The organism is Trabulsiella odontotermitis (assembly GCF_001297775.1).
Lineage (GTDB): Bacteria > Pseudomonadota > Gammaproteobacteria > Enterobacterales > Enterobacteriaceae > Trabulsiella > Trabulsiella odontotermitis.
This window is the reverse complement of the sequence record NZ_LIFX01000005.1, coordinates 291,590-313,962: the sequence shown is the minus strand read 5'-3', so window position 1 is coordinate 313,962 and position 22,373 is coordinate 291,590. Positions and strand designations below refer to the sequence as shown.

22 protein-coding genes are annotated in these 22,373 nt (G+C 53.1%); 11 read left to right on the top strand and 11 right to left on the bottom strand.

The window, feature by feature from the left end; genetic code table 11:
* Positions 1-4: 4 nt before the first annotated feature.
* From tssG to tssB, 5 genes are read right to left on the bottom strand one after another with little or no spacing between them, the layout of a single operon-like run.
* Positions 5-1,051 (bottom strand): type VI secretion system baseplate subunit TssG, encoded by a 1,047-nt coding sequence (tssG, locus tag AOY23_RS08840; protein ID WP_054178832.1) that lies wholly within the window; start codon positions 1,049-1,051, stop codon positions 5-7.
* Complete coding sequence (gene tssF, locus AOY23_RS08835) at positions 1,018-2,850, bottom strand: type VI secretion system baseplate subunit TssF (protein ID WP_054178833.1); 1,833 nt, start codon at positions 2,848-2,850, stop codon at positions 1,018-1,020. The genes tssG and tssF overlap by 34 nt, the downstream gene beginning before the upstream one ends.
* Before the next feature lie 5 nt (positions 2,851-2,855).
* Complete coding sequence (gene tssE, locus AOY23_RS08830) at positions 2,856-3,272, bottom strand: type VI secretion system baseplate subunit TssE (RefSeq protein WP_412180381.1); 417 nt, start codon at positions 3,270-3,272, stop codon at positions 2,856-2,858.
* Between the two features lie 8 nt (positions 3,273-3,280).
* Positions 3,281-4,762, bottom strand: coding sequence for a type VI secretion system contractile sheath large subunit (gene tssC, locus AOY23_RS08825; RefSeq protein WP_054178835.1), 1,482 nt, complete (start codon positions 4,760-4,762; stop codon positions 3,281-3,283).
* 20 nt (positions 4,763-4,782) lie between these two features.
* Complete coding sequence (tssB, locus tag AOY23_RS08820; protein WP_054178836.1) at positions 4,783-5,280, bottom strand: type VI secretion system contractile sheath small subunit; 498 nt, start codon at positions 5,278-5,280, stop codon at positions 4,783-4,785.
* A 538-nt stretch (positions 5,281-5,818) separates the two neighbouring features.
* Between tssB and AOY23_RS08815 the strand changes: the two genes are divergently transcribed.
* A complete protein-coding gene (locus tag AOY23_RS08815) occupies positions 5,819-6,337 on the top strand; it encodes an Hcp family type VI secretion system effector (RefSeq protein WP_054178837.1) in 519 nt (172 codons plus the stop codon).
* 42 nt (positions 6,338-6,379) lie between these two features.
* Here AOY23_RS08815 and AOY23_RS08810 read toward each other — a convergent pair whose 3' ends face one another.
* Positions 6,380-7,333 carry a LysR family transcriptional regulator gene (locus AOY23_RS08810; protein ID WP_161804018.1) on the bottom strand — a complete coding sequence of 318 codons (954 nt, stop codon included), beginning with the start codon at positions 7,331-7,333 and terminating at the stop codon, positions 6,380-6,382.
* Positions 7,334-7,415: 82 nt separating this feature from the next.
* Here AOY23_RS08810 and AOY23_RS08805 point away from each other — a divergent pair, with 82 nt between their 5' ends.
* Both AOY23_RS08805 and AOY23_RS08800 read left to right on the top strand, forming a co-directional pair.
* Positions 7,416-8,501: a tartrate dehydrogenase gene (locus AOY23_RS08805; RefSeq protein WP_054178839.1), complete on the top strand. Its 1,086-nt coding sequence runs from the start codon at positions 7,416-7,418 to the stop codon at positions 8,499-8,501.
* 194 nt (positions 8,502-8,695) lie between these two features.
* Entirely contained in the window at positions 8,696-10,036 is a 1,341-nt protein-coding gene (locus AOY23_RS08800; RefSeq protein WP_054178840.1) for an MFS transporter, read from the top strand.
* Positions 10,037-10,074: 38 nt separating this feature from the next.
* Here the strand turns inward: AOY23_RS08800 and gss are convergent, their stop codons facing one another.
* Positions 10,075-11,946: a bifunctional glutathionylspermidine amidase/synthase gene (gene gss / locus AOY23_RS08795; RefSeq protein WP_054178841.1), complete on the bottom strand. Its 1,872-nt coding sequence runs from the start codon at positions 11,944-11,946 to the stop codon at positions 10,075-10,077.
* Between the two features lie 186 nt (positions 11,947-12,132).
* Here gss and yghU point away from each other — a divergent pair, with 186 nt between their 5' ends.
* The gene (yghU, locus tag AOY23_RS08790) at positions 12,133-12,999 is read left to right on the top strand and encodes a glutathione-dependent disulfide-bond oxidoreductase (RefSeq protein WP_054178842.1); all 867 of its coding nucleotides are present in this window, start codon (positions 12,133-12,135) and stop codon (positions 12,997-12,999) included.
* A 160-nt stretch (positions 13,000-13,159) separates the two neighbouring features.
* Positions 13,160-14,200, top strand: coding sequence for an aldo/keto reductase (locus AOY23_RS08785; RefSeq protein WP_054178843.1), 1,041 nt, complete (start codon positions 13,160-13,162; stop codon positions 14,198-14,200).
* A gap of 33 nt (positions 14,201-14,233) precedes the next feature.
* Here the strand turns inward: AOY23_RS08785 and AOY23_RS08780 are convergent, their stop codons facing one another.
* Positions 14,234-14,737, bottom strand: coding sequence for an ESA_00282 family adhesion-associated protein (locus AOY23_RS08780; protein WP_054178844.1), 504 nt, complete (start codon positions 14,735-14,737; stop codon positions 14,234-14,236).
* Positions 14,738-14,839: 102 nt separating this feature from the next.
* Here AOY23_RS08780 and AOY23_RS08775 point away from each other — a divergent pair, with 102 nt between their 5' ends.
* On the top strand, positions 14,840-15,253 hold the full coding sequence (locus tag AOY23_RS08775) for a hypothetical protein (protein ID WP_054178845.1): 414 nt from the start codon (positions 14,840-14,842) through the stop codon (positions 15,251-15,253).
* Positions 15,250-15,672: a hypothetical protein gene (locus AOY23_RS08770; RefSeq protein ID WP_054178846.1), complete on the top strand. Its 423-nt coding sequence runs from the start codon at positions 15,250-15,252 to the stop codon at positions 15,670-15,672. The genes AOY23_RS08775 and AOY23_RS08770 overlap by 4 nt, the downstream gene beginning before the upstream one ends.
* Before the next feature lie 49 nt (positions 15,673-15,721).
* Here the strand turns inward: AOY23_RS08770 and exbD are convergent, their stop codons facing one another.
* Both exbD and exbB read right to left on the bottom strand, forming a co-directional pair.
* A complete protein-coding gene (gene exbD, locus AOY23_RS08765) occupies positions 15,722-16,147 on the bottom strand; it encodes a TonB system transport protein ExbD (protein ID WP_054178847.1) in 426 nt (141 codons plus the stop codon).
* Between the two features lie 6 nt (positions 16,148-16,153).
* A complete protein-coding gene (gene exbB / locus AOY23_RS08760) occupies positions 16,154-16,888 on the bottom strand; it encodes a tol-pal system-associated acyl-CoA thioesterase (protein WP_054178848.1) in 735 nt (244 codons plus the stop codon).
* Between the two features lie 251 nt (positions 16,889-17,139).
* Between exbB and metC the strand changes: the two genes are divergently transcribed.
* Positions 17,140-18,327: a cystathionine beta-lyase gene (metC, locus tag AOY23_RS08755; RefSeq protein ID WP_054178849.1), complete on the top strand. Its 1,188-nt coding sequence runs from the start codon at positions 17,140-17,142 to the stop codon at positions 18,325-18,327.
* A 143-nt stretch (positions 18,328-18,470) separates the two neighbouring features.
* Positions 18,471-19,130: a DedA family general envelope maintenance protein YghB gene (gene yghB, locus AOY23_RS08750; protein ID WP_054178850.1), complete on the top strand. Its 660-nt coding sequence runs from the start codon at positions 18,471-18,473 to the stop codon at positions 19,128-19,130.
* 24 nt (positions 19,131-19,154) lie between these two features.
* Here the strand turns inward: yghB and AOY23_RS08745 are convergent, their stop codons facing one another.
* The gene (locus AOY23_RS08745; RefSeq protein ID WP_054178851.1) at positions 19,155-20,045 is read right to left on the bottom strand and encodes an AraC family transcriptional regulator; all 891 of its coding nucleotides are present in this window, start codon (positions 20,043-20,045) and stop codon (positions 19,155-19,157) included.
* Positions 20,046-20,240: 195 nt separating this feature from the next.
* Between AOY23_RS08745 and yqhD the strand changes: the two genes are divergently transcribed.
* Both yqhD and dkgA read left to right on the top strand, forming a co-directional pair.
* Complete coding sequence (gene yqhD / locus AOY23_RS08740; RefSeq protein WP_054178852.1) at positions 20,241-21,404, top strand: alcohol dehydrogenase; 1,164 nt, start codon at positions 20,241-20,243, stop codon at positions 21,402-21,404.
* Between the two features lie 100 nt (positions 21,405-21,504).
* On the top strand, positions 21,505-22,332 hold the full coding sequence (gene dkgA, locus AOY23_RS08735) for a 2,5-didehydrogluconate reductase DkgA (RefSeq protein WP_054178853.1): 828 nt from the start codon (positions 21,505-21,507) through the stop codon (positions 22,330-22,332).
* Positions 22,333-22,373 lie beyond the last annotated feature (41 nt).

The window sequence follows — 22,373 nt, the reverse complement described above, 5'->3', positions numbered from 1 at the left end:
AAAATTATTCCCTGATGTGGAGGGTGACGGAAGGCGGCACCTTCGGCTGACCAATGAAGCTGGTTCTTCCCAGGCAGGTGCTGGACCTGTCTCCGAGCAGCATTCCTTTTGCCTCATCTGCTGCCAGACACAGCTGTAAATCCCAGGCAAACTGGTCGCGCAACAAAAAAGAGATAAACATCTTCAGAGCCTGATGATTTTCACCATCCGGCAAAAATGAGAGATAACGCGCCATCGACAAGTCACCAATCTGCAGCAGGAATTTACCGCTACGATCCGGCACCCGTGCGCCAAGCGTAAAATTGACGCCCAGCACCGACTTGCCCGGGATATGCCCCGCAGTTTTCTTTTTTGGTGTGCGCTCACCAAGCCGGTTCTGTTCAGACGGCGTAATTGCAACCCAGCGTAGTTGCCAGCTTTTGATAGCCACCACCGGTAGGTCAAAACAGTGGGAGACGAGGTTACAAATCACTTCCGGCGCGCGCCCCGGCGTTGCCAGCACGCCAGCGTAGGCCAGCATTTTGCTGTGATTGATAGCAAGCCTGTTGCGAATGCTTTGGCTACCCAGCCCTACAAGGGCATACATCCGCTGCGAAAAGTGATCCGTGCCCCCGTTGCGAAAACAGATGTAATAGCGGTACTTACGCCAGGCGTGGTATGCAAATTGCGTCCAACGGTGGCTGAACAGATCGAGGAAATCCTTTAATCCTTCTTCATTCTGAGCGGACTCCAGCGCCATCTGGTCCAGGTAATAACCTGGCAACGGAGACTGACTGCCGGATAAACCGAGAAATTTTGTAGTCAGTGAAAATTGCCCGGAATCGTTGCGTTCAAGCACGCTTAAGTCACTACCAGGAAAGGCGATACCAGCGTCAGATTTGAAAAGCACTACTTCCTTTCCCGGCTCAGTTCGCAGCGAGGGCTCACACCCTGACTTGTCATAGCGGCGATACAGCGACTCCAGCAACATGTAAAAATTCATACCGCGAACATCTGCCGATAGCGGTCTCTGTAACGCTACATCAGGGCGTGTTGGCCACTGCTTTGCCATTCCCAAGCCTCCTGACTTTCCGTGTTAATGATTTTGAGACAGTGGAACGAGTTGATGCTGGCATACAGAGAAAAAAACGCTGACAACACGGCCCCCAGCAGATATACCTCACCCTCACAAACAAACGGCGCGGGATTGATCCATAGCGTTGTGGCAAGTCCTCTGACGGGGATACCCTTAAATAATCTGTCCACAGGCCGGGTTTCCATTTTCTCAATGGCATCCAGCTTTTGCCGTGAAAGTCTGGCCTGTTGAGGGTGGTGAACACCTGGCAGATCGAAGGTGCGAAGGATCTGTACCAGCACATCCCTGTCCAGCAAGGAGAGATAATTCAGATTCATGCTGGAAATAAGCGACCAGTGCATATCTCCATCTGTAACGGGGTACAACGGTCGTGTTGGACGAGTGACGTTACTAAAAGAGGCGACGGCCGGATTTTTACCAATGGCGACACAGATGTCGCCCGTATGTAGCTCAGCAGGTAACATCTGGTTGGTACAAATCAGCGATGCGGTGATCACTTCCCCTTTCAACCGGGAAATCCCAGGAATGCTGCCATCGGCATGGACAAAAGCAATTGCGTGATCAAGCCCTTGATGAAACAGGGATGTTTTTGTCCGGTGATGCCAGTACACCACCTCGCGCTGGCGACTGTATTCAATCTGGTGATTGAAACTTTCGAATTCCGCCCATACCCGGGTTTTATTGCCACGCCCTGACGGGCTGTCTGCATTCTGAAGATTGCTGGATACTGATTCCACCCGGAAAATGTCATAAGCATCCGGATACTTATGGCTGGCACGCAGCGGATACTGCGTCATGCCACCATCCGGTCTGACAGGTTCTGCGTGATGGACAAACAGATTGACGGCGGGTGTACAGTAAAGCCGCAATGAATTCTGGCGCAGCTTAATATCAACCGGCAGAGGCTGGTTAAAACGCAGACGCAACGTGAAGGCATTGACCGGAAAATCCTCCGGTAACGTGGCAACATCCTTCAGATGAAAGAAAAAGAAACTCTCCGGATAACAAAAATACTCCTGGAGAACACGGTAACCATTGTGGACGTTTTTCGGCCACGGTAACAATGCATCTCCCCGTTCAAACCCGGCGGCCTCCAGCCATAAATTGGGTAACGGTACCTTAAATTCCCCGGCAATGAGTTCAGCGTCGATCAGCCGTTCACTGAACCACAAATACAATTGATGGCGGGTATAGTCATCTTCATTTCCCAGCCAGAAAGTGAGCTTGTTGAGATCCAGAGCGCGAGGGGAAATACCAGCTGCTGCGGCAAAATCGACATCAATGATGCCTTCTTTGAGGGAACTACTATTGCATACATCCTGTATTTGTACTGGCTGTAACCAGACGTCCCGCGCGAGAGTGAAATGGCAAACGGGAGGCAAGGCCTCTTCACTTTCAGCCAGTGCTCCTTTCCCAGGCGAGAGTGACCCATGTACAGTTCGGGATCTGACCAGCTCATTACGACAAACCTGAACAGGCGCATTAAGTCGGTTTTTAGGTTGGTATTCAATCACCGTCATGGCAGGTACCGGACGGAGATAATTAGGCCAGAGCATCCGAATAATACCGTGCGTAAACTCCGGAAACTCATCTTCCAGCTTTTGCCGGAGCCCACCAGAAAGGAAAGCAAATGCCTCCATCAGACGTTCTACATCAGGATCCCCCGCCTTTTCAGACAGAAAACGGGCAAGGTGTGGCTTTTCCTCAGCCAGTAACTTGCCTAACTGACGAAGGTAATCCAGCTCCTCACGATAGTAACGTTCCTCAAATGCCATGATGTTCACTCCACCTGAAAGCGCTGATGGCTATCCAGCAGAATGTCAAATTCCAGGACATCGACTGCATCTTCAAAATCCACCTGAGCCATAATGTGAAAACGTAACTCCAGCGGGGAGTAGCCATCCGATGCAGCGGCAGTCACGGCAGCATCCGCGATACGTGGTTCGTACCGCAGGATGCAATCATGAAGCCCTTGTCCGATTTCACGGCGAAAATCGCGGGAAACGAGAGCTTCGTCGTTTAAATCAGCAATCCCTAACTCAGGAGAGCCATAACAACTGCCGGAACGGGTATTGAGGATGTTTTGCAGGTTCTGCATGATGGAACGCAGCAACGCCATTTTGGGTTTCCGGCGCGGCGACAACATAGCCGCCTCGCTAATACGTTCAAATAAGCTCCCACCAATGCCCCGTTCCACCACAATGGTTACTCCCTGTCCAGACGACCGACCAGAGACAAGTCGAAGCTGGCACCCATGTATTTGAAGTGGGGTCGAACGGAGAGTGCAACTTGATACCAACCCGGTTCACCTTCAACGTCCAGTACCTCAATCTTCGCCTGACGCAGCGGTTTACGGCTGCGAACTTCAGCTGGTGGGTTTTCCTGATCGGCGACATACTGACGGATCCAGGCATTCAGTTCTCGTTCGAGATCGCCACGCTCTTTCCATGAGCCAATCTGCTCGCGTTGCAATACTTTGATGTAATGCGCCAGACGGCTAATGATGAAGAGGTAAGGCAGTTGCGTCCCCAATTTGTAGTTGGTTTCGGCCTCTTTTCCTTCCGGCGTGTTCGGAAATACTTTGGGCTTTTGTACAGAGTTGGCAGAAAAGAAGGCGGCGTTATCACTGCCCTTACGCATAGTGAGCGTGATGAAACCTTCTTCAGCCAGTTCGAACTCACGGCGATCAGTAATCAGCACTTCTGTTGGAATTTTCGCCTGCAACTGCCCCATTGCTTCGTACAGATGTACGGGCAGATCCTTAACTGCTCCGCCGTTTTGCGGACCAACAATATTTGGACACCAGCGGTATTTCGCAAAACTTTCCGCCATATTTGAAGCCAACAGAAATGCCGTGTTACCCCAGAGATAATCTTCGTGATTGCGGCTGACATCTTCACGGTAGTTAAAACTTTTCACCGGATTTTCACCAGGCGCATAAGGTTGGCGCAACAGAAAACGAGGTGCGGTAAGGCCAAGGTAACGAGAGTCTTCAGCATCGCGAAGAGCACGCCATTTACTGTAAGCCGGGCCTTCAAAGATAGCCGCGGGATCTTTTATCCCCGGCAGTTCAGCCCAGGTATCCAGACCGAAAAATTCTGCAGAGACAGATGACAGGAAGGGAGCGTGCGCCATCGCACTGACCGTGCTGATATATTTCAGCAGTTTCATATCCGCGGCAGTGTTTTTAAACGCATAGTTACCAATAATCGCCGCGACCGGTTCTCCACCAAACTGGCCGTAGCCGCTGGAGTAAACGTGCTTATAAAAACCGGACTGAGTAATTTCAGGTGCGAACTCGAAATCGTCGAGCAGTTCCTCTTGAGTCGCATGCACGACATAGATTTTGATATTTTCTCGCGTATCTGCTCGTTCCACCAGCAGTTTCAGCGAACGCAAAAATGATTCCAGTTCCTGAAATTCGGGGGAGTGAACGATGAGATCCATCTGCCGCCCCATGCGCTCGTCGATGTCTGCAATCATGGTATTAACAGCGAGAATATCGATCGGCTCAGCATCGTTGTCGCTTTGCAGCAGGGCTGAAATAAAGGCAGTGACGCCATGACGCGCAATATCGTAACTTTCGGAATCGGGTTGAAACCGGGTTTGCGACATAATTTCATCCAGCAGGGATGAGGTAGCCGCTGGTGTGGCGCTGACCGGAGCAAGTTCTTCCTGTTGAGACATACTGAAATCCTTGTACAAAGTTATTTCTGACTGGCGAGACCCAGCTCCTGAATCAGCTGCTCGCGGGTTTCTTCGTTATCCAGCAGCGCCTGAAGTTGGGCGCGGAAAGACGGAATATTGCCCATTGGCCCTTTCAGCGCGACCAGCGCTTCACGCAGCTCCAGCAGTTTTTTCAACTCCGGTACCTGAGCGGCAATATTATCTGGTGAAAGATCGGTCATGGATTTCACTTTCAGATTGATATCCATCCGCGCACCAGGGGTTTCATTAAGCACCGACGGCGTGGTGAAATCCCGGCGGATATCCGATTCGGCAATGACAGCATCGAAATTGTTTTTGTTAATGGAAACAGGCTGGCGTTCGTCCAGTGGAGTATCGTCCGCTTTACCTTTCAGATTTCCCGTCACCAGCAAATTAAGCGGTAGTTCCACTTCTGCTGTCTGGCCATCCGTTTTGGGGACGTAGCGGATATTAATTCGTTCTTTCGGGGCGATACTGCCTTGTTTATTGCTGCTCATGAGTTTAATCCGTCAGGTTATCCAGGTGCATTCCGTTCAGCCATCTAAAGAAATACCGTCACAGACAAAAAGCATGAGTATTGCTTTAATGGCAGTAGAAAAATAACGCAGGGCTATTTTTTACCGGACACTATACGCACATGTAAAACGACTTAATAATCCGATCCCGGACTTTCTCTGACATTGTCAATTTGGTTAAATATAAAACAAATAAAAATCAACAAAATACACAAAGATGATTACATATTTAGATGACGAGGCACTTTCTGAACAATAAAATATATATAAAATAGTTGATGTTTAAACCAACCAACACTCGTTATGAGAATGTTTGCAACGCTATAATTATGCCAGCCGCCGCTAATTTATTCATATAAGTAATAAAGTGATGCGATATTACTTACCTCATCCGATTTCGAACCTTTATAAACATGAATTAATCAGCTATTCATGTGAACATATAAATATCCTGGCCCCCAGGAACTCATGAAGAACTATTGTTAAATAATGACGCATCAATTAAGAAAAGGAGTTAATCATGCCAACACCCTGTTATATATCGATCCAGGGCCAAACTCAGGGGTTAATCACCGATCGGGCATTCACAGCGGAATCCGTGGGCAATATCTACGTTCAGGGACATGAAGATGAAATGCTGGTGCAGGAATTCCAGCATAACGTCACCGTACCGACCGATCCGCAGTCCGGTCAACCAAGCGGTCAACGCGCACATAAGCCATTCATTTTTACCGTCGCACTGAACAAAGCGGTACCGCTGCTGTACAACGCACTGGCGTCCGGTGAAATGCTACCGACCACAGAATTGCACTGGTATCGTACGTCTATTGAAGGCAAACAAGAGCACTTCTTCACGACTCGCCTGACGGACTCCACCATTGTGGATATCGACTGCCATATGCCGCACTGTCAGGACGACACGAAACGTGAGTTTACGCAGCTGATTCAGGTGTCTCTGGCTTACCGTAAGATCGAGTGGGAACACGTATCAGCAGGTACATCAGGTGCCGATGACTGGCGTGCACCGCTGGAAGCGTAACCCCCTACAGCATTTTGCCCGTCCGGCAGAATGCTGTTTTTCTTATTTATTATCTTTCGCCACCACACACTGCTGCGGGTAATGCGCCTGAAAGTAACTTCGAAGAAACTCGACGGTGGTACGGATTTTTGCCGATGTCGCCAGCCGGGAAACATACACGGCCCAGATGTTTGCGGGTTGATAGCAGTCCGGCAGGATATGCACCAGATGGCCGCTGGCAATGTTGTCACTCACATCCCACCAGGAACGCAGCGCGATCCCCTGCCCGTCCAGACACCACTGATGCACAATTTCGCCGTGATTCGATGACAGCGCGCCGGTCACCTTTATAGAATGTACGCCCTCTTTACTGTGCAGTTGCCACACGCCGAACGGATGATCGCGTTCTTTGATCACCAGACAGGGCAGCGCCGCGAGATCGCTCAGTTGCTTTGGCATACCATGACGGGCAACGAAATCCGGTGAAGCGCAGAGAATGCGATGATTATTTGCCAGCTTGCGGGCGATGAGATTAGGCGCGATATCGTCACCCACGCGAATATCCAGATCGACGCCTTCATTCACCAGATCCACCAGCCGGTCTTCCACATCAAAACGTAATTCCAGTTGGGGATACTGTCGGGCTAGTGCCGATAATGCCGGAGCCACCACGCGGCGACCAAACCCAAAACTGCTGATGATGCGCAGCGTTCCCTGCGGGATTTGCCGTACATCGGACAGTTCATCCATCATCTGATCCACATCCTGAAGTATGCGCTGCGCCCATTCGTAGATGCGCTCCCCTTCTTCCGTGATGGTGACACGACGCGTTGTCCGGTGCAGCAGCACCACATTCAGCGTCTGTTCCAGCAGTGAGACCCGCTTACTGATGAAGGCCGGTGAAACGCCTAACTCTCCTGCCGCTGTGGCAAATCCTGCCCGGCGGGCTACCAGCATAAATACACGTAAATCATTCAGCAGCGGAAGATTATTCATGATCTGTGTTTTATGTTTCACCAGTTAGCAGGATTAATTATGAATCAGTCAATTATAGGATAAAGGGGAAGTCAATTTTTATCGCTGATAAGTGAGAGCTGGTATGAAGAAAACCTTTCGTATTGCTGCCATTCCCGGGGATGGTATTGGTAAAGAAGTTCTGCCAGAAGGCATTCGCGTGTTGCAGGCGGCTGCCGAACGCTGGGATTTGTCGCTCAGTTTTGAGCAGATCGAATGGGCCAGCTGTGAGTATTATTTGCACCACGGCAAAATGATGCCCGACGACTGGCATGCGCAGCTTAAGGATTTTGACGCCATCTATTTCGGCGCCGTCGGCTGGCCGGACACCGTACCTGATCATGTTTCCCTGTGGGGATCACTGTTGAAGTTTCGTCGCGAGTTCGATCAGTACGTCAACCTCCGTCCGGTGCGTCTGTTCCCCGGCGTGCCCTGCCCGCTGGCAGGCAAACAGGCGGGTGATATTGATTTCTACGTCGTACGTGAAAATACCGAAGGGGAATACTCGTCTCTCGGTGGGCGTGTTAATCCTGGTACCGAGCATGAAGTGGTGATTCAGGAATCCGTATTTACCCGCCGTGGTGTGGATCGCATCCTGCGCTACGCCTTCGAACTGGCACAGAGTCGCCCTCGCAAGACACTGACTTCAGCCACGAAATCTAATGGACTGGCAATCAGCATGCCTTTCTGGGATGAACGTGTTGAAGCCATGGCAAGCCATTACCCGGACATTCGCTGGGATAAACAGCATATCGATGTATTATGCGCGCGTTTTGTCCTGCAGCCGGAACGTTTTGACGTGGTTGTCGCGTCGAATCTGTTTGGCGATATTCTTTCCGATCTCGGCCCGGCCTGTACGGGAACGATTGGCATCGCGCCGTCTGCCAACCTCAACCCACAGCGCACCTTTCCGTCGTTGTTCGAACCGGTTCATGGTTCCGCACCGGACATCTATGGCAAGAATATTGCCAACCCTATCGCCACGATCTGGGCCGGTGCGATGATGCTCGACTTCCTTGGTGAAGGTGATGAACGCTACCACACGGCCCACAACGGTATTTTAACTGCCATTGAGCAGACCATTGCCAGTGGCCCCAAAACCCCGGATATGAAAGGCCAGGCCTCCACACAACAGGTCGGGGAAGCCATTTGCCAGGCCATTCAAGGCTAACGACGGGTACTGGATTGCTAATCTTATGAGGGCAGAGCAGACAGGTATGCGACGCCCTCAAAAACAACACATAGTTAACATTTCATCAAACAAAATTTGACATACCCCCCGCCTTTCCGGATGTATATACAGGCAAATACAAGAAAACATAACAACCATTCTGTAAACATCCACTTCAGGCAGGGGAGATCCATATGACCGTATCCGGCGGCATGAACATTCAACACGCTATCGACGACAGCCGCTTTTCGTGGTTCCACTGGACGATCATTATTCTTGGTTTTCTGGTGCTGGCGATTGACGGTTTTGACACGGCAGCGATGGGCTACATCGCGCCTGCACTCTCCAGCGACTGGGGGATCAAAAAACAAGATCTCGGCCCGGTGCTCAGCGCCGCCCTGCTCGGCCTGTCACTGGGCGCGTTGATTGCAGGTCCGATTTCAGACAGCATTGGCCGCAAACGCGTGCTGGTCTTTTCCTGCCTGTTCTTCGGGCTCGCCAGTCTGGGGACAGCGTATGCGCAGTCGATCAACACCCTGACGCTGTGGCGCTTCCTGACCGGGCTTGGGCTCGGCGCCGCCATGCCGAACGCCATTACGCTGATGTCGGAGTATGCGCCGCAGCGCTGCCGCTCCCTGACCATCAACACTATGTACTGCGGCTTTCCGCTTGGTGCGGCAGGCGGTGGGGCTATATCTTCCTGGCTCATTCCGGCGCATGGCTGGCACAGCGTCTTGTTGCTTGGCGCCGCCGCGCCGTTAGTGCTGACAGTATTGCTGGTCTGGCTGCTGCCGGAGTCGGTGAAATACCTGGTGAATCGCGGCAATAACGTGGTGAAAATCAAACGGATCCTGCGCCGTTTTGTTGATCAGGATCTTGCGCAGGTGAGCCGCTTTTCGCTCCACGAAGAGCAAACAACGCAGAAGAAAGGCAGCGTGACGCAACTGTTCAGCGCGGCGTATCTGCCCGGCACGCTGATGTTGTGGATGAGCTATTTTATGGGGCTGGTGATCTATTACGTGCTGCTGAGCTGGATGCCCACCCTGATGCAGGGTATGGGTTATGAGATGGAACAGTCCGCGCTGCTCACCTCGCTGTTCACCTTTGGCGGCACCGCGGGCATTCTGCTGGCCGGCTGGCTGATGGACCGTTGGGAAGCGCATAAAGTGGTCTCGGTGGGGTTCATCGTTACCACGTTGTTCATCATCCTGATGGCGCAGGAAAACAGCCATATCTGGCTGTTTGGCGGGCTGATTTTCCTGATGGGGATCACCATGAACGGCGCGCAGTCCGGCATGCAGACACTGGCGGCTACGTTCTACCCGACGCAGTGTCGCGCAACGGGCATTGCATGGATGCAGGGCGTAGGTCGCTTTGGTGGCGTGGCGGGTACGATGATGAGCGCTCAGTTGCTGTCGATGCAGTGGCAGGCCGACAGCATCCTGATGTTCCTCGGCGCTCCGGCACTGATCGCCGCCTGCGCCACGCTGTACAAAATGTGGCGTTGCCAGCCTGTTGCGCAACCTGCGCTGTAACTCAGTTGCCGCGCTTCACTCACGAAGCGCGGCTCTTCTCACAGAAAATCCTTATCCTTCAGCACAATCAGCGGTTCGATGTCGCTCTCTTTTTTAATCACCAGTGACTCATCGCCGCGCAGGCAGGAACCGCCGTAGTTACCGCCCACGGTGAAGGTACAAACCTGAATGTATTTACCCTCCACTTTCGGCAGACACCACAGTTGCTGGTAGATATTTTTACGGTCGGCAAACTTACCGGAACTTTGATCGAGCAGACGATCGTCGTGGCTGACCAGATCGATATTGCTGCCGCAGCGGCCAGAGATCGGTTTCACGGCATAACCGGTTTTCGCCAGGTCTTCCGTAACGGTGAAATCGGTATCCAGCAAATAGCGATGGCCGGGGAACAGAGACCAGAGCACCGGTAAAATCGCTTTGTTGCCGGGGATCACCGTCCACAGCGGTTCGAACACCAGCACTTCCGGGCGCAACAGAACATCGATCAAGCGCACCTCATTTTGCGGATGACCAGTACGAATCGGCACCGCCGCGTATTCCGTTTCACTGACTTCCCGCACCTGCTCAAGGGCGGTTTCCCACGCCCAGGTTTTCCAGACGCAGTTCACGTGCCGCCCGTCGTCATCGATGAGCTGCCCGGCGTCGTCCCAGCGCAGTTCGCCCAGACCATGCAGAATTTTGCTTTCAAAACCGGCTTTCGTCAGCGCGCGTTGCATAAACTGCGCGTGATAATCTTCTTCAAGATCCTTGTCCTGCATGATGTGCACGAACGGACGCGCCTGGCTGTGGCTCCACGCGCCGGTCAGTTCATCAAGCAGATCTTCCGCCGGATTATAGCCTTTACCCGAAAGGCCCAGTTTCGCCCACTCTTCGAGGATCACGCCCCCTTCGGTATGGCAGGAGGCGGAATCGGCGTTGTATTCGTACACCTTCAGCCCGCGCTCATCCATGCAGAAATCCATACGACCAGTGATCATATGGTGGCGCCGGAGCTGCCAGGAGAGGCGCAGTCGCGGCCAGAGAATTTTCGGGATGTCGAACAACGCCAGCAGGTTGTCATCTTTCAGCACCTTATCGGTGGCGTGCAGATACATCAGGTGCAGTTCGTTGGTAGCCTTAATCAGTTCCTGCTCGCCAGTCTCGGAGATGGTGAAATACTGGTACGGATCTTTGTTGATTACATGTCCGTTGGCTCGCACATAAGCGCGCTGGAGCGAATCCTGTTCGTTGAGCCATTTGCCATCAAACTGACCGTGGTTTTCCAGTCGCGCGCTGTGGATAGCCATGAGTCCGGCCGGGCTTGCCGGTTGCGGCAGGCTGTACTGCGCATCGTCTGTCTGGATCATCCAGCCAAGAATGGTGGTGTCGTCGAAAGTATCGTGAATGGTGTAGTCACCGTCTTTCACCTCAAGCGTCAGCTCGCGGGTCCACTGTTGCCCCGGTGGCAACGGCTGGTGCGCCACGTTCTGCTCGGCGATACGCACTTTATTCCCCACCAGTTGCGTCACCACCGCGACATGACCGGTCTGATGAAATTCGCCGCCTTTTTGCCAGATCAGCAAGGAACCCGCCACCGGCGGGCGTCGGGAACCGTTGGCAAACGCCTTCAACGGATGGAGATTGTCATTCACCACTTCGCGCAGGAAACGTAACGAGAAGATCTCATACGCCATGCCAACGTCAGTAAACACGAAACCGTAGGTCAGATATAAAAAGCGGCGCGCAAACTCAACGCACTGCCATTTGTGGCCCATATATTCGTTGCCGATATAGCTACGAAAAGAGGGATCATCGTGGGAAAAATCGGGGTCTAAACTGCTGTAATTGGAAGAGTAAATTGCAACGCCACCTGGCGCATACCCCAACAGCGTTCCGAATGGGGCATCGCTACTCTGTGTTCCTGTACTCATGTTTAAACCTTAGGAAAAGACCACCTGAGCATATTCCTTCTGTGAACAGTGCGCAGGCATGACCGATCAGAAGTGAGGCTATAATAGCACCGCTGTGACATGTGCGCATTAACGCCTCAGTTCGTTAAACCCTTCCCATAACTCCTGCTACACTGCCTCAACAACCCAGGAAAAAGGCAGGCCAACATGTCAGACAACACGTACCAACCTCCAAAAGTATGGGAATGGAAACAGAACAACGGCGGCGCGTTCGCGAACATCAACCGCCCGATCTCCGGCCCCACGCACGAAAAAGAACTCCCTGTAGGTAAGCACCCACTTCAGCTTTATTCGCTCGGTACGCCGAACGGTCAGAAAGTGACGATCATGCTGGAAGAATTGCTGGCACTGGGCGTCACTGGCGCAGAATACGATGCCTGGCTGATTCGCATCGGCGAAGGCGATCAGTTCTCCAGCGGCTTCGTGGACGTCAACCCGAACTCGAAAATCCCGGCGCTCCTCGACCATTCCACCACACCGCCGACGCGGGTATTTGAATCCGGCAACATCCTGCTCTATCTGGCAGAAAAATTCGGTCACTTCTTACCGAAAGATCCTGCCGCCCGCACCGAAACGCTTAACTGGCTGTTCTGGCTGCAGGGTTCAGCGCCCTTCCTCGGCGGTGGCTTTGGTCACTTCTACAGCTATGCGCCAGAGAAAATTGAATATGCGATCAACCGCTTTGCGATGGAAGCGAAACGTCAGTTAGATGTGCTGGATAAACAGCTGGCGCGCGGGCGCTATGTGGCGGGGGAAGAGTACACCATCGCCGATATGGCTATCTGGCCATGGTATGGCAACGTGCTGCTCGGCAACGTTTACAATGCGGCGGAATTCCTTGATGCGCAGAGCTACAAAAACATTCTGCGCTGGGCGAACGATGTCGGTAACCGACCGGCCGTGAAACGTGGGCGCATCGTCAATCGAACCAATGGCCCGCTGGACGAGCAACTGCATGAACGCCATGACGCCAGCGATTTTGACACCCGTACGGAAGATAAGCGTCAGGCTTAATCGACATTTCAGCCGGGCGGCTCTCGCCCGGTTGTTCCCTCCCCAGCCAGTTTCCCGTCATACGTCTCACCGGGTTGTGATCAACGCAACGTGATCGCCGTCGCAAACAGAGTAGGATAGAAACAGTGTTTCGAAAATAACAATCAGTGAAGGAGACATCATGGCCTGGTTAGCCAATCCTGCCCGTTACGAGCAGATGCAGTATCGTTACTGTGGCAACAGCGGCTTGCAGTTACCCGCCTTGTCGCTCGGCCTGTGGCATAGTTTCGGCCACATCAATGCGCTGGACTCTCAGCGTGCCCTGCTGCGTAAAGCCTTCGATCTGGGGATTACGCATTTTGATCTGGCAAATAACTATGGCCCACCGCCGGGTAGCGCTGAAGAAAACTTTGGCCGCCTGTTGCGTGATGATTTTGCCGGTTATCGCGACGAATTGATCATCTCCACGAAAGCGGGTTATGACATGTGGCCTGGTCCGTACGGTTCCGGCGGCTCGCGTAAATATCTGCTGGCGAGTCTCGACCAGAGCCTGAAACGAATGGGGCTGGAATATGTCGATATCTTCTACTCACATCGTGTTGATGAAAAAACGCCAATGGAGGAAACCGCATCCGCACTAGCACAGGCGGTGCAGAGCGGTAAAGCGCTGTATGTCGGCATCTCGTCCTACTCGCCAGAGCGGACGCAGAAAATGGTGGAGTTACTGCGCGAGTGGAAGATCCCGGTGCTTATCCACCAGCCATCCTACAACCTGTTAAACCGTTGGGTGGACAGCAGCGGACTGCTCGACACGCTGCAGGATAACGGCATCGGTTGCATCGCCTTCACGCCGCTGGCGCAGGGCTTGCTGACCGGGAAATACCTTAACGGCATCCCGGACGGTTCCCGTATGCAGGTGGAAGGAAAAAGGGCGCGCGGCCTGACCGAAAACATGCTGAGCGAAAGCAACCTCAGAAGCCTGCGTCTGCTGCACGACATGGCGCAGCAGCGCGGTCAGTCAATGGCGCAAATGGCGCTGAGCTGGCTGTTGAAGGATAACCGCGTAACGTCGGTGCTGATTGGCGCGAGCCGCCCGGAGCAACTGGAAGAGAACGTTCAGGCGCTGAATAATCTGTCGTTCAGCGCTGAGGAACTGGCGCAGATCGATAAACACGTCGCCGACGGGCAGTTGAATCTGTGGCAGGCGTCATCTGATAAGTAACTGACGACCCCCTCTCTGCGGAGAGGGGTTATTTCAGATATCCTGCGGATTGATCCACGGGCGCTGAAACTCAGGCCAGACCAGCGCCACCAGCGCGGGCCAGGCATCAAGGCTGAATTCGCGGAAACATTGCTGCAGGTTCAGCACGTCGAGATCGGCACGTGAAACCTGCTCGCCATTCAGACAGCGTTTTTTTAACGTGTCGTAATATTTATATACCGCTGAATTGAGATCACTACAGCGCCGCTGGGCATCAAATAAACCCGGCACGGCATTTATATCCGCCATACTCATCTGTTTAATTGTCGCGTGCAGAAAATCGATATATTCGTGATTCACCCGCCAGTACCACACCGGCGTGATGGCATTCATGAGCACCGAAAAGTGATCTTCGCCCTCTTCTTTACTCATCGGATACACGGATTCCGGGCCTGACTGGCCCTCGCCACGCGGCTTTTTATTGATCCCGGGCATTAAGAAAAGAATTACCGCTGTGAGCAATAACAGTGCTATCACAAAATAAATTATGCTATTCATGGCTTGCTCCATTTTTTTTGATTTTAAAATTACACCATGATATTGTCAACGAACCTCAATTCTGCATCCCCTCTATTCTGTTGAATAAAAAGGACATCATCGATGATACCCGAGACGCTTATCCCGGCTCGTTTCCACTTATCCGCAATGGAAAAGGAAACCGGGGAGGCAGATAAAAATGCTAATCTAACGCAAAATACAAGCACGCTGGCCAGTCATGAAAAACATATTTTAGCGACCGTGGCGCATAACGGTCAGTCGCGAAATATGTTGCTGGAAGAGCGTGACCGCCATATTAAAGACCGTCTGTTTCGCGTGATTAAAATTGAAGCTTTTGCCCGGGCATTGAATGATTTACAAGTGGAAGGTGAAATTGATGCTCAGGAATTAAGTCAAATTATTACTGAGAAAACGACATTTATTAATGAATCCGGTAATGAAATTTGGCTTAATTTAATAACCCGCGAGACTGACTCACCCATTTTTTATAAATTTCTCGACGAGTCATCAACATGAAAGATGTTGAAGATAATAACGTCTATTTGACTTTAGACGACAGAAACAGCGATGACATTATTCGCCATCAGAACCTGACGGTGCTGATTAACGAAAAGAACGCCGCCATTGAACAAACAGCACAGGCGGCGGTGTCCATTCCCGCCGCGCTGGTCAAGATGAAATGGCAAAACCGCCGCGATATCTACGCCTGGCAGGTGAAAGAAGAGATTTACGGCGCCGCCATTGAGGAGATTATTGCGCGCAAGCCGGAACTGAAAGAGAAGTTGCTGGCGCGTATTGAAGCCAATTATCAGCATCTTCTGGCGCGTGAGACCGCGACGCTGCGTCTGTCGCGCAGGCTGGCAGAAGGTCAGTTGCGCACCTCGAACGTCAATAATGTGGCGCTGGACGACACACCGAAGAAGAAGAAGAAATAAAAAAGGCTGGCAACCGGCCAGCCTTCTCATCACCTTGCGTCACGCGAAATTACTTCGCTTGCGTGACTTCCTGCCCTACCAGACCAATCTTCAGATAACCCGCCTGATGGAGCGTATCCATCACTTTCATCATCGTTTCATAATCGACGGTTTTATCCGCGCGGAAGAAGATAGTGGTGTCTTTCTTGCCTTCCGTCGCCGTGTTCAGCGCGGTGATCATATCCGCTTCCGTCACCGGATCGTTGCCGAGGAACATCGACTTATCCGCTTTAACCGACAGGTAAATCGGTTTTTCCGGGCGCGGCTGCGGCTGACTGGAAGACGCAGGCAGATTGACTTTAACGTCCACGGTGGCGAGCGGCGCAGCCACCATGAAGATGATCAGCAGTACCAGCATAACGTCGATAAACGGCGTTACGTTGATTTCATGCATTTCACCGTTATCGTCCAGATTTTCGTTAAGACGCATTGCCATAAAACATCAACCTACACGTAATTTCTGAGCCGTACGAACCGGGTGTGCGACGCCGCTGGCGTTGAGATCCAAATCGCGACTCTGCAACAGCAGCACCTGCGCCGCCACATCGCCGAGGGTCGCTTTGTAGCTGCCAATCATACGGGCAAAAATGTTGTAGATAACCACCGCCGGGATCGCCGCAAACAGACCGATCGCCGTCGCCAGCAGCGCTTCCGCAATACCGGGTGCGACGACGGCGAGGTTGGTGGTCTGCGTCTGGGCGATACCGATGAAGCTGTTCATGATCCCCCAGACGGTACCAAACAGACCGACGAACGGGGAAATGGCGCCTATGGTCGCCAGATAGCCATTGCCGCGCCCCATATGGCGGCTGACAGCGGCGACGCGACGCTCAAGGCGGAACCCAGTGCGCTCTTTAATGCCTTCGTTATCTTCCGAACCGGCGGACAGCTCAAGCTCGTTCTGCGCTTCATTCAGCAGCAGCGTACTCAGGCTTTTACCGTGGAAGGTCGCGGCAATGTCGCTGGCCTGATCGAGGGAACGGGCTTCGCTCAGCTGTTTTTGTTCGCGCTTGAGGCGACGCTTATGAGACAGGAGCTCGGCACTTTTACTAAAGAAAATGGCCCAGGTGATGACCGACGCCAGCACCAGACCGATCATCACGACCTTAACCACGATGTCGGCATGATGATACATACCCCAAACGGAGAGATCCGCCTGCATCAAATTATTACCCACTCTGCATCTCCAGGATGTCTGTCACAAAAAAAACTGAGCTAATAATATCAAAACGTCGTCGAATTGATAGTCGTTCTCATTAGTATTTACATAGTGCCGTAAATCACACTTCTTTTCCTTGCGCTCACGCAGTAAAAAAGGCGCATTTTTCCGTTACGAAAAATATTCTGCTTTATCTGTTAACCACTGGTGCAGCTTTTATCAGTCATGGTAGTCTGGACGTCCAGACGTATAAAAACAGGCAGATTAACATGGCAGACAAACATCTCGACACCGCGCTGGTTAATGCAGGGCGTAGCAAAAAATACACGCTGGGCGCGGTGAACAGCGTAATTCAGCGCGCCTCTTCGCTGGTTTTTGACACGGTTGAAGCCAAAAAACAGGCGACCCGCAACCGCGCGAAAGGCGAGCTGTTCTATGGCCGTCGCGGCACACTGACCCATTTCTCATTGCAGGAAGCGATGTGCGAACTGGAAGGCGGCGCCGGTTGCGCCCTCTTCCCCTGCGGCGCGGCCGCGGTCGCGAATGCCATTCTGGCGTTTGTTGAGCAGGGTGATGAGGCGCTGATGACCAACACCGCCTACGAACCCAGCCAGGATTTCTGCAGCAAAATACTTGCCCGGCTCGGCGTCAGCACCAGTTGGTTCGATCCGCTGATCGGCGCCGACATCGCGCAACTGGTGAAGCCGAACACCAAAGTGGTGTTTCTCGAATCACCGGGGTCGATCACCATGGAAGTTCACGACGTTCCGGCGATCGTACAGGCCGTCCGTCGCGTGGCCCCTGAGGCGATCATCATGATCGACAACACCTGGGCGGCCGGTATCCTCTTTAAGGCGCTGGAATTCGGCATCGATATTTCTATTCAGGCCGCCACCAAATACCTGATCGGCCACTCCGATGGCATGATCGGCACCGCGGTCGCCAACGCCCGCTGTTGGGATCGTCTGCGGGAAAATGCCTACCTGATGGGGCAGATGGTGGATGCCGATACCGCCTACATGACCAGCCGCGGATTACGTACGCTGGGCTTACGTCTGCGCCAGCATCATGAAAGCAGTCTAAAAATTGCCGAATGGCTCTCAAACCACCCGCAGGTTGAACGAGTAAACCACCCTGCACTCCCCGGCAGCAAAGGCCACGAATACTGGAAACGGGATTTTACGGGCAGCAGCGGTTTATTCTCATTCGTTCTGAAAAAACGCCTCACCGACGCCGAGCTTTCCGCCTATCTCGACCCGTTTGAGCTGTTCAGCATGGCCTTTTCCTGGGGCGGCTTCGAGTCGTTGATCCTCGCCAATCAGCCCGAGCAGATCGCCCATATGCGCCCCGGTGGCGAGGTCGATTTCAGCGGTACGTTGGTGCGAGTGCATATCGGTTTAGAGAATGTTGACGATCTGATCGCGGATTTAGCGGCGGGGTTCAGTCGCATCGTGTAAAGTAGCGCAGGCTGTGCACCTGAATGAACACATTTACAGATAATTTCTTCAGAATTGTCTGTATTTGTTGCGCCCGCGATCAAGGTGTTTGGGGAACATCAGGAGTACAATAGCAAAATAAGCGCGGTTCTTTAGGAAAGTTCATGGTAGTCATTCAAGATATAGTCGCCGCTCTCTGGCAGCACGACTTTGCTGCACTGGCGAATCCTCACGTTGTGGGTGTTGTTTATCTGGTTATGTTTGCGACGTTGTTTCTGGAAAACGGTTTGCTACCTGCCTCTTTTTTACCGGGCGACAGTTTATTGTTACTGGCAGGGGCGCTTGTCGCAAAAGGCGTCATGGACTTTGTACCTACCCTTGTGATCCTGACGACCGCGGCCAGTCTTGGCTGCTGGCTGAGCTATATTCAGGGACGCTGGCTCGGCAATACGCAGATCGTGAAAAGCTGGCTGGCGCAGCTTCCGGCGAAATATCATCAGCGTGCGACCTGCATGTTTGACCGTCATGGTCTGCTGGCGCTGCTTGCCGGGCGTTTTCTGGCGTTTGTGCGTACGCTGCTGCCGACCATGGCCGGTATTTCCGGGCTGTCGACCCGCCGCTTCCAGTTCTTCAACTGGTTGAGCGCCCTGCTGTGGGTGGGCGTGGTGACCAGTCTGGGCTACGCGCTCAGCATGATCCCGTTCGTGAAACGCCATGAAGAGCAGGTGATGACGTTCCTGATGATCCTGCCGATTTTCCTGTTAGTGGCCGGGCTGCTCGGCACACTGATTGTGGTCATTAAGAAGAAGTACTACAACGCCTGATCACTGCTGACGCCGGGCAACGCCTTATGCCCGGCGAATACGCGCCGCATCCTCGCCTGGCGTCATGCCAAAATAACGCTTAAATTCCCGACTGAACTGCGAAGCACTTTCATAGCCCACGCGCATCGCCGCCGCGCTGGCTTTCATGCCATCGTGGATGATCAGCATTCGCGCCCGGTGCAGGCGATAGGTTTTCAGGTACTGCAGGGGCGACGTGCTGGTGACTGATTTGAAATTATGGTGAAAGGCCGAGACGCTCATGTTGGCTTCCGCCGCCAGTTGATCGACGCTTAAGTTCTCGGTGTACTGGCTTTCAATGCGCTTCAGCACCCGGCTTATCAGGCTGAAATGGGTCTGACGGCTGACCACCGCCAGCAACGCGCCGCCGCAGGGGCCTGTCAACACATGGTAAAGGATCTCGCGGATAATCTGCTTACCGAGAATGCGCGCGTCCAGGGGTCTTTCCATCACATCCAGCAACCGCTCAGCCGCGCAGAGAATATCGTCGGACAGTTTGGCGGAGTTGATGCCACTGGCGGCCATTGCCGGGCGAAAAAGATCGTCTTCGCCGATGTCCATCAGCAGCTCCTGGAGCTGCAAAATATCGACGTTGAGGCGGAAACCCGCCAGCGGCACGTCAGGTGTGGCGAAGGTTTCGCACTCAAAAGGCAGCGGAACGGTCAGCAGCAGATATTCATTGGTGTCGTAGCGAAAAGTTCGCTCATTGATATAGCCAATCTTATGACCTGAAAAGAGAAATACAATGCCGGGCTGATACATCACCGGCGTACGCGTACCGGGCTGCGTACCGTACAGCAGACGGACGTCAGGCAGCAGATCGTTCAGCTTTTCCTGATGAGATATCAGTTGTTTAACCTGTTCCGTCAGTTGCAGACAGATGGCTTCACGATTCATTGCAGATCACTCCAGGCAGATTTATCGACCGTTACATTGTGCGCATTCTTGTACGGTTTCTCCAGCGCTCTGGAGAAATGGGCAAGACATCGGCAGAAATGTGCATTGAGGGTCCGGGGGGACAAGACCACAATGTTCACCATCAGGCAGAGACCCTGCGCTGCCACTTTTCACTCTCTGTTAAGGGAACGAGCAATGAATAATTTTAACCTTCATACCCCCACCCGCATTCTGTTTGGTAAAGGCGTGATTACCGATCTTCGCGCTCAAATCCCGGCTGACGCTCGCGTGTTGATCACTTACGGCGGCGGCAGTGTGAAAAAAACCGGTGTGCTGGATCAGGTACTGAGCGCGCTGAAAGGTCTGGACGTGCTGGAGTTTGGCGGCATCGAACCTAACCCGTCTTACGAAACGCTGATGAAAGCGGTGAAAATCGCCCGCGATGAGAAAGTCACCTTCCTGCTGGCTGTCGGCGGCGGTTCCGTTCTTGATGGCACCAAATTTATCGCCGCGGCGGCGCATTACACTGACGGCGTTGATCCATGGCAGATCCTCGAAACCCGCGGTAGCGAAATCCACAGCGCGATCCCGATGGGTTCTGTGCTGACGCTGCCCGCCACCGGTTCTGAATCAAACAATGGCGCGGTGATCTCGCGTAAAACCACCGGCGACAAGCAGGCGTTTAAAAACCCGCACGTGCAACCGGTGTTTGCGATCCTCGATCCAGTTTATACCTACACCCTGCCGCCGCGTCAGGTTGCTAACGGCGTGGTTGATGCCTTCGTCCATACCGTTGAGCAGTATGTGACGTATCCGGTGAACGCCAAAATTCAGGATCGTTTTGCCGAAGGCATTCTGCAGACGCTGGTTGAAGAAGGCCCGAAAGCCCTCGCCGAACCGGAAAACTACGATGTCCGCGCTAACGTGATGTGGGCAGCCACTCAGGCATTGAACGGGTTGATCGGTGCTGGCGTGCCGCAGGACTGGGCGACGCACATGCTCGGTCACGAACTGACCGCGATGCACGGGCTGGATCACGCTCAGACGCTGGCGATTGTTCTGCCTGCGCTGTGGAATGAAAAGCGTGACGCCAAACGCGCCAAACTGCTGCAGTATGGCGAACGCGTATGGAATATCACCGAAGGTTCTGAAGAAGAACGCATCGACGCCGCTATCGCCGCGACGCGTAATTTCTTCGAGCAACTTGGCGTGCCGACGCATCTGTCCGACTACGGTCTGGACGGCAGTTCTATCCCGGCGCTGCTGGTTAAACTGGAAGCGCACCACATGACCCGACTGGGCGAAAAACAAGATATTACCCTCGACGTCAGCCGCCGTATTTACGAGGCCGCGCGCTAAGGTTTACCGCTTTTCCTTTCGTTTTTGCATATTTCGTCCAGACTTAATCCTATACCTCTCCGGGGCATTGCTCCGGGGAGACACATAAAAGGAGGAATGCATGACACATCCAACCGTAATCAAACTACAGGACGGCAACGTAATGCCGCAGCTGGGTCTCGGCGTGTGGAAAGCAGGTAACGAGGAGGTCGTCAGCGCCATTCATAAGGCGCTGGAAGTGGGCTATCGTTCTATTGATACCGCCGCGGCATATCAAAACGAGGATGGCGTAGGCAAAGCGTTAAAGACCGCGAGCGTGCCGCGCGACGAGTTGTTCATCACGACTAAACTGTGGAATGACGACCAGAAACGCCCCCGCGAAGCGCTGCAGGAAAGCCTGAAGAAACTGCAGCTTGAGCATGTCGACTTATACCTGATGCACTGGCCGGTACCGGCTATCGACCATTACGTTGAGGCCTGGGAAGGCATGATTGAGCTGCAAAAATCAGGGCTGGTGAAAAGCATTGGTGTCTGCAATTTCCAGATCAACCATCTGCAACGGCTGATCGACGAAACCGGCGTCACGCCGGTGATCAACCAGATCGAACTGCATCCACTGTTGCAGCAGCGTCAGTTGCATTCATGGAACGCCACGCACAAGATCCAGACCGAATCCTGGAGCCCGCTGGCACAAGGGGGGAAAGGCGTGTTTGATCAGAAGATCATTCGCGACCTGGCCGATAAATACGGCAAAACCCCGGCGCAAATCGTCATTCGCTGGCATCTCGACAGTGGCCTGGTGGTGATCCCGAAATCGGTCACGCCATCGCGCATTGCGGAAAACTTTGACGTCTGGGATTTCCGTCTTGATAAAGACGAACTCGGCGAAATTGCGAAGCTGGATCAAGGGAAACGGCTGGGGCCGGATCCGGACCAGTTTGGCGGTTAGTGCGTAAAAAAGCCGGATGGCGCTGACGCGTATCCGGCCTT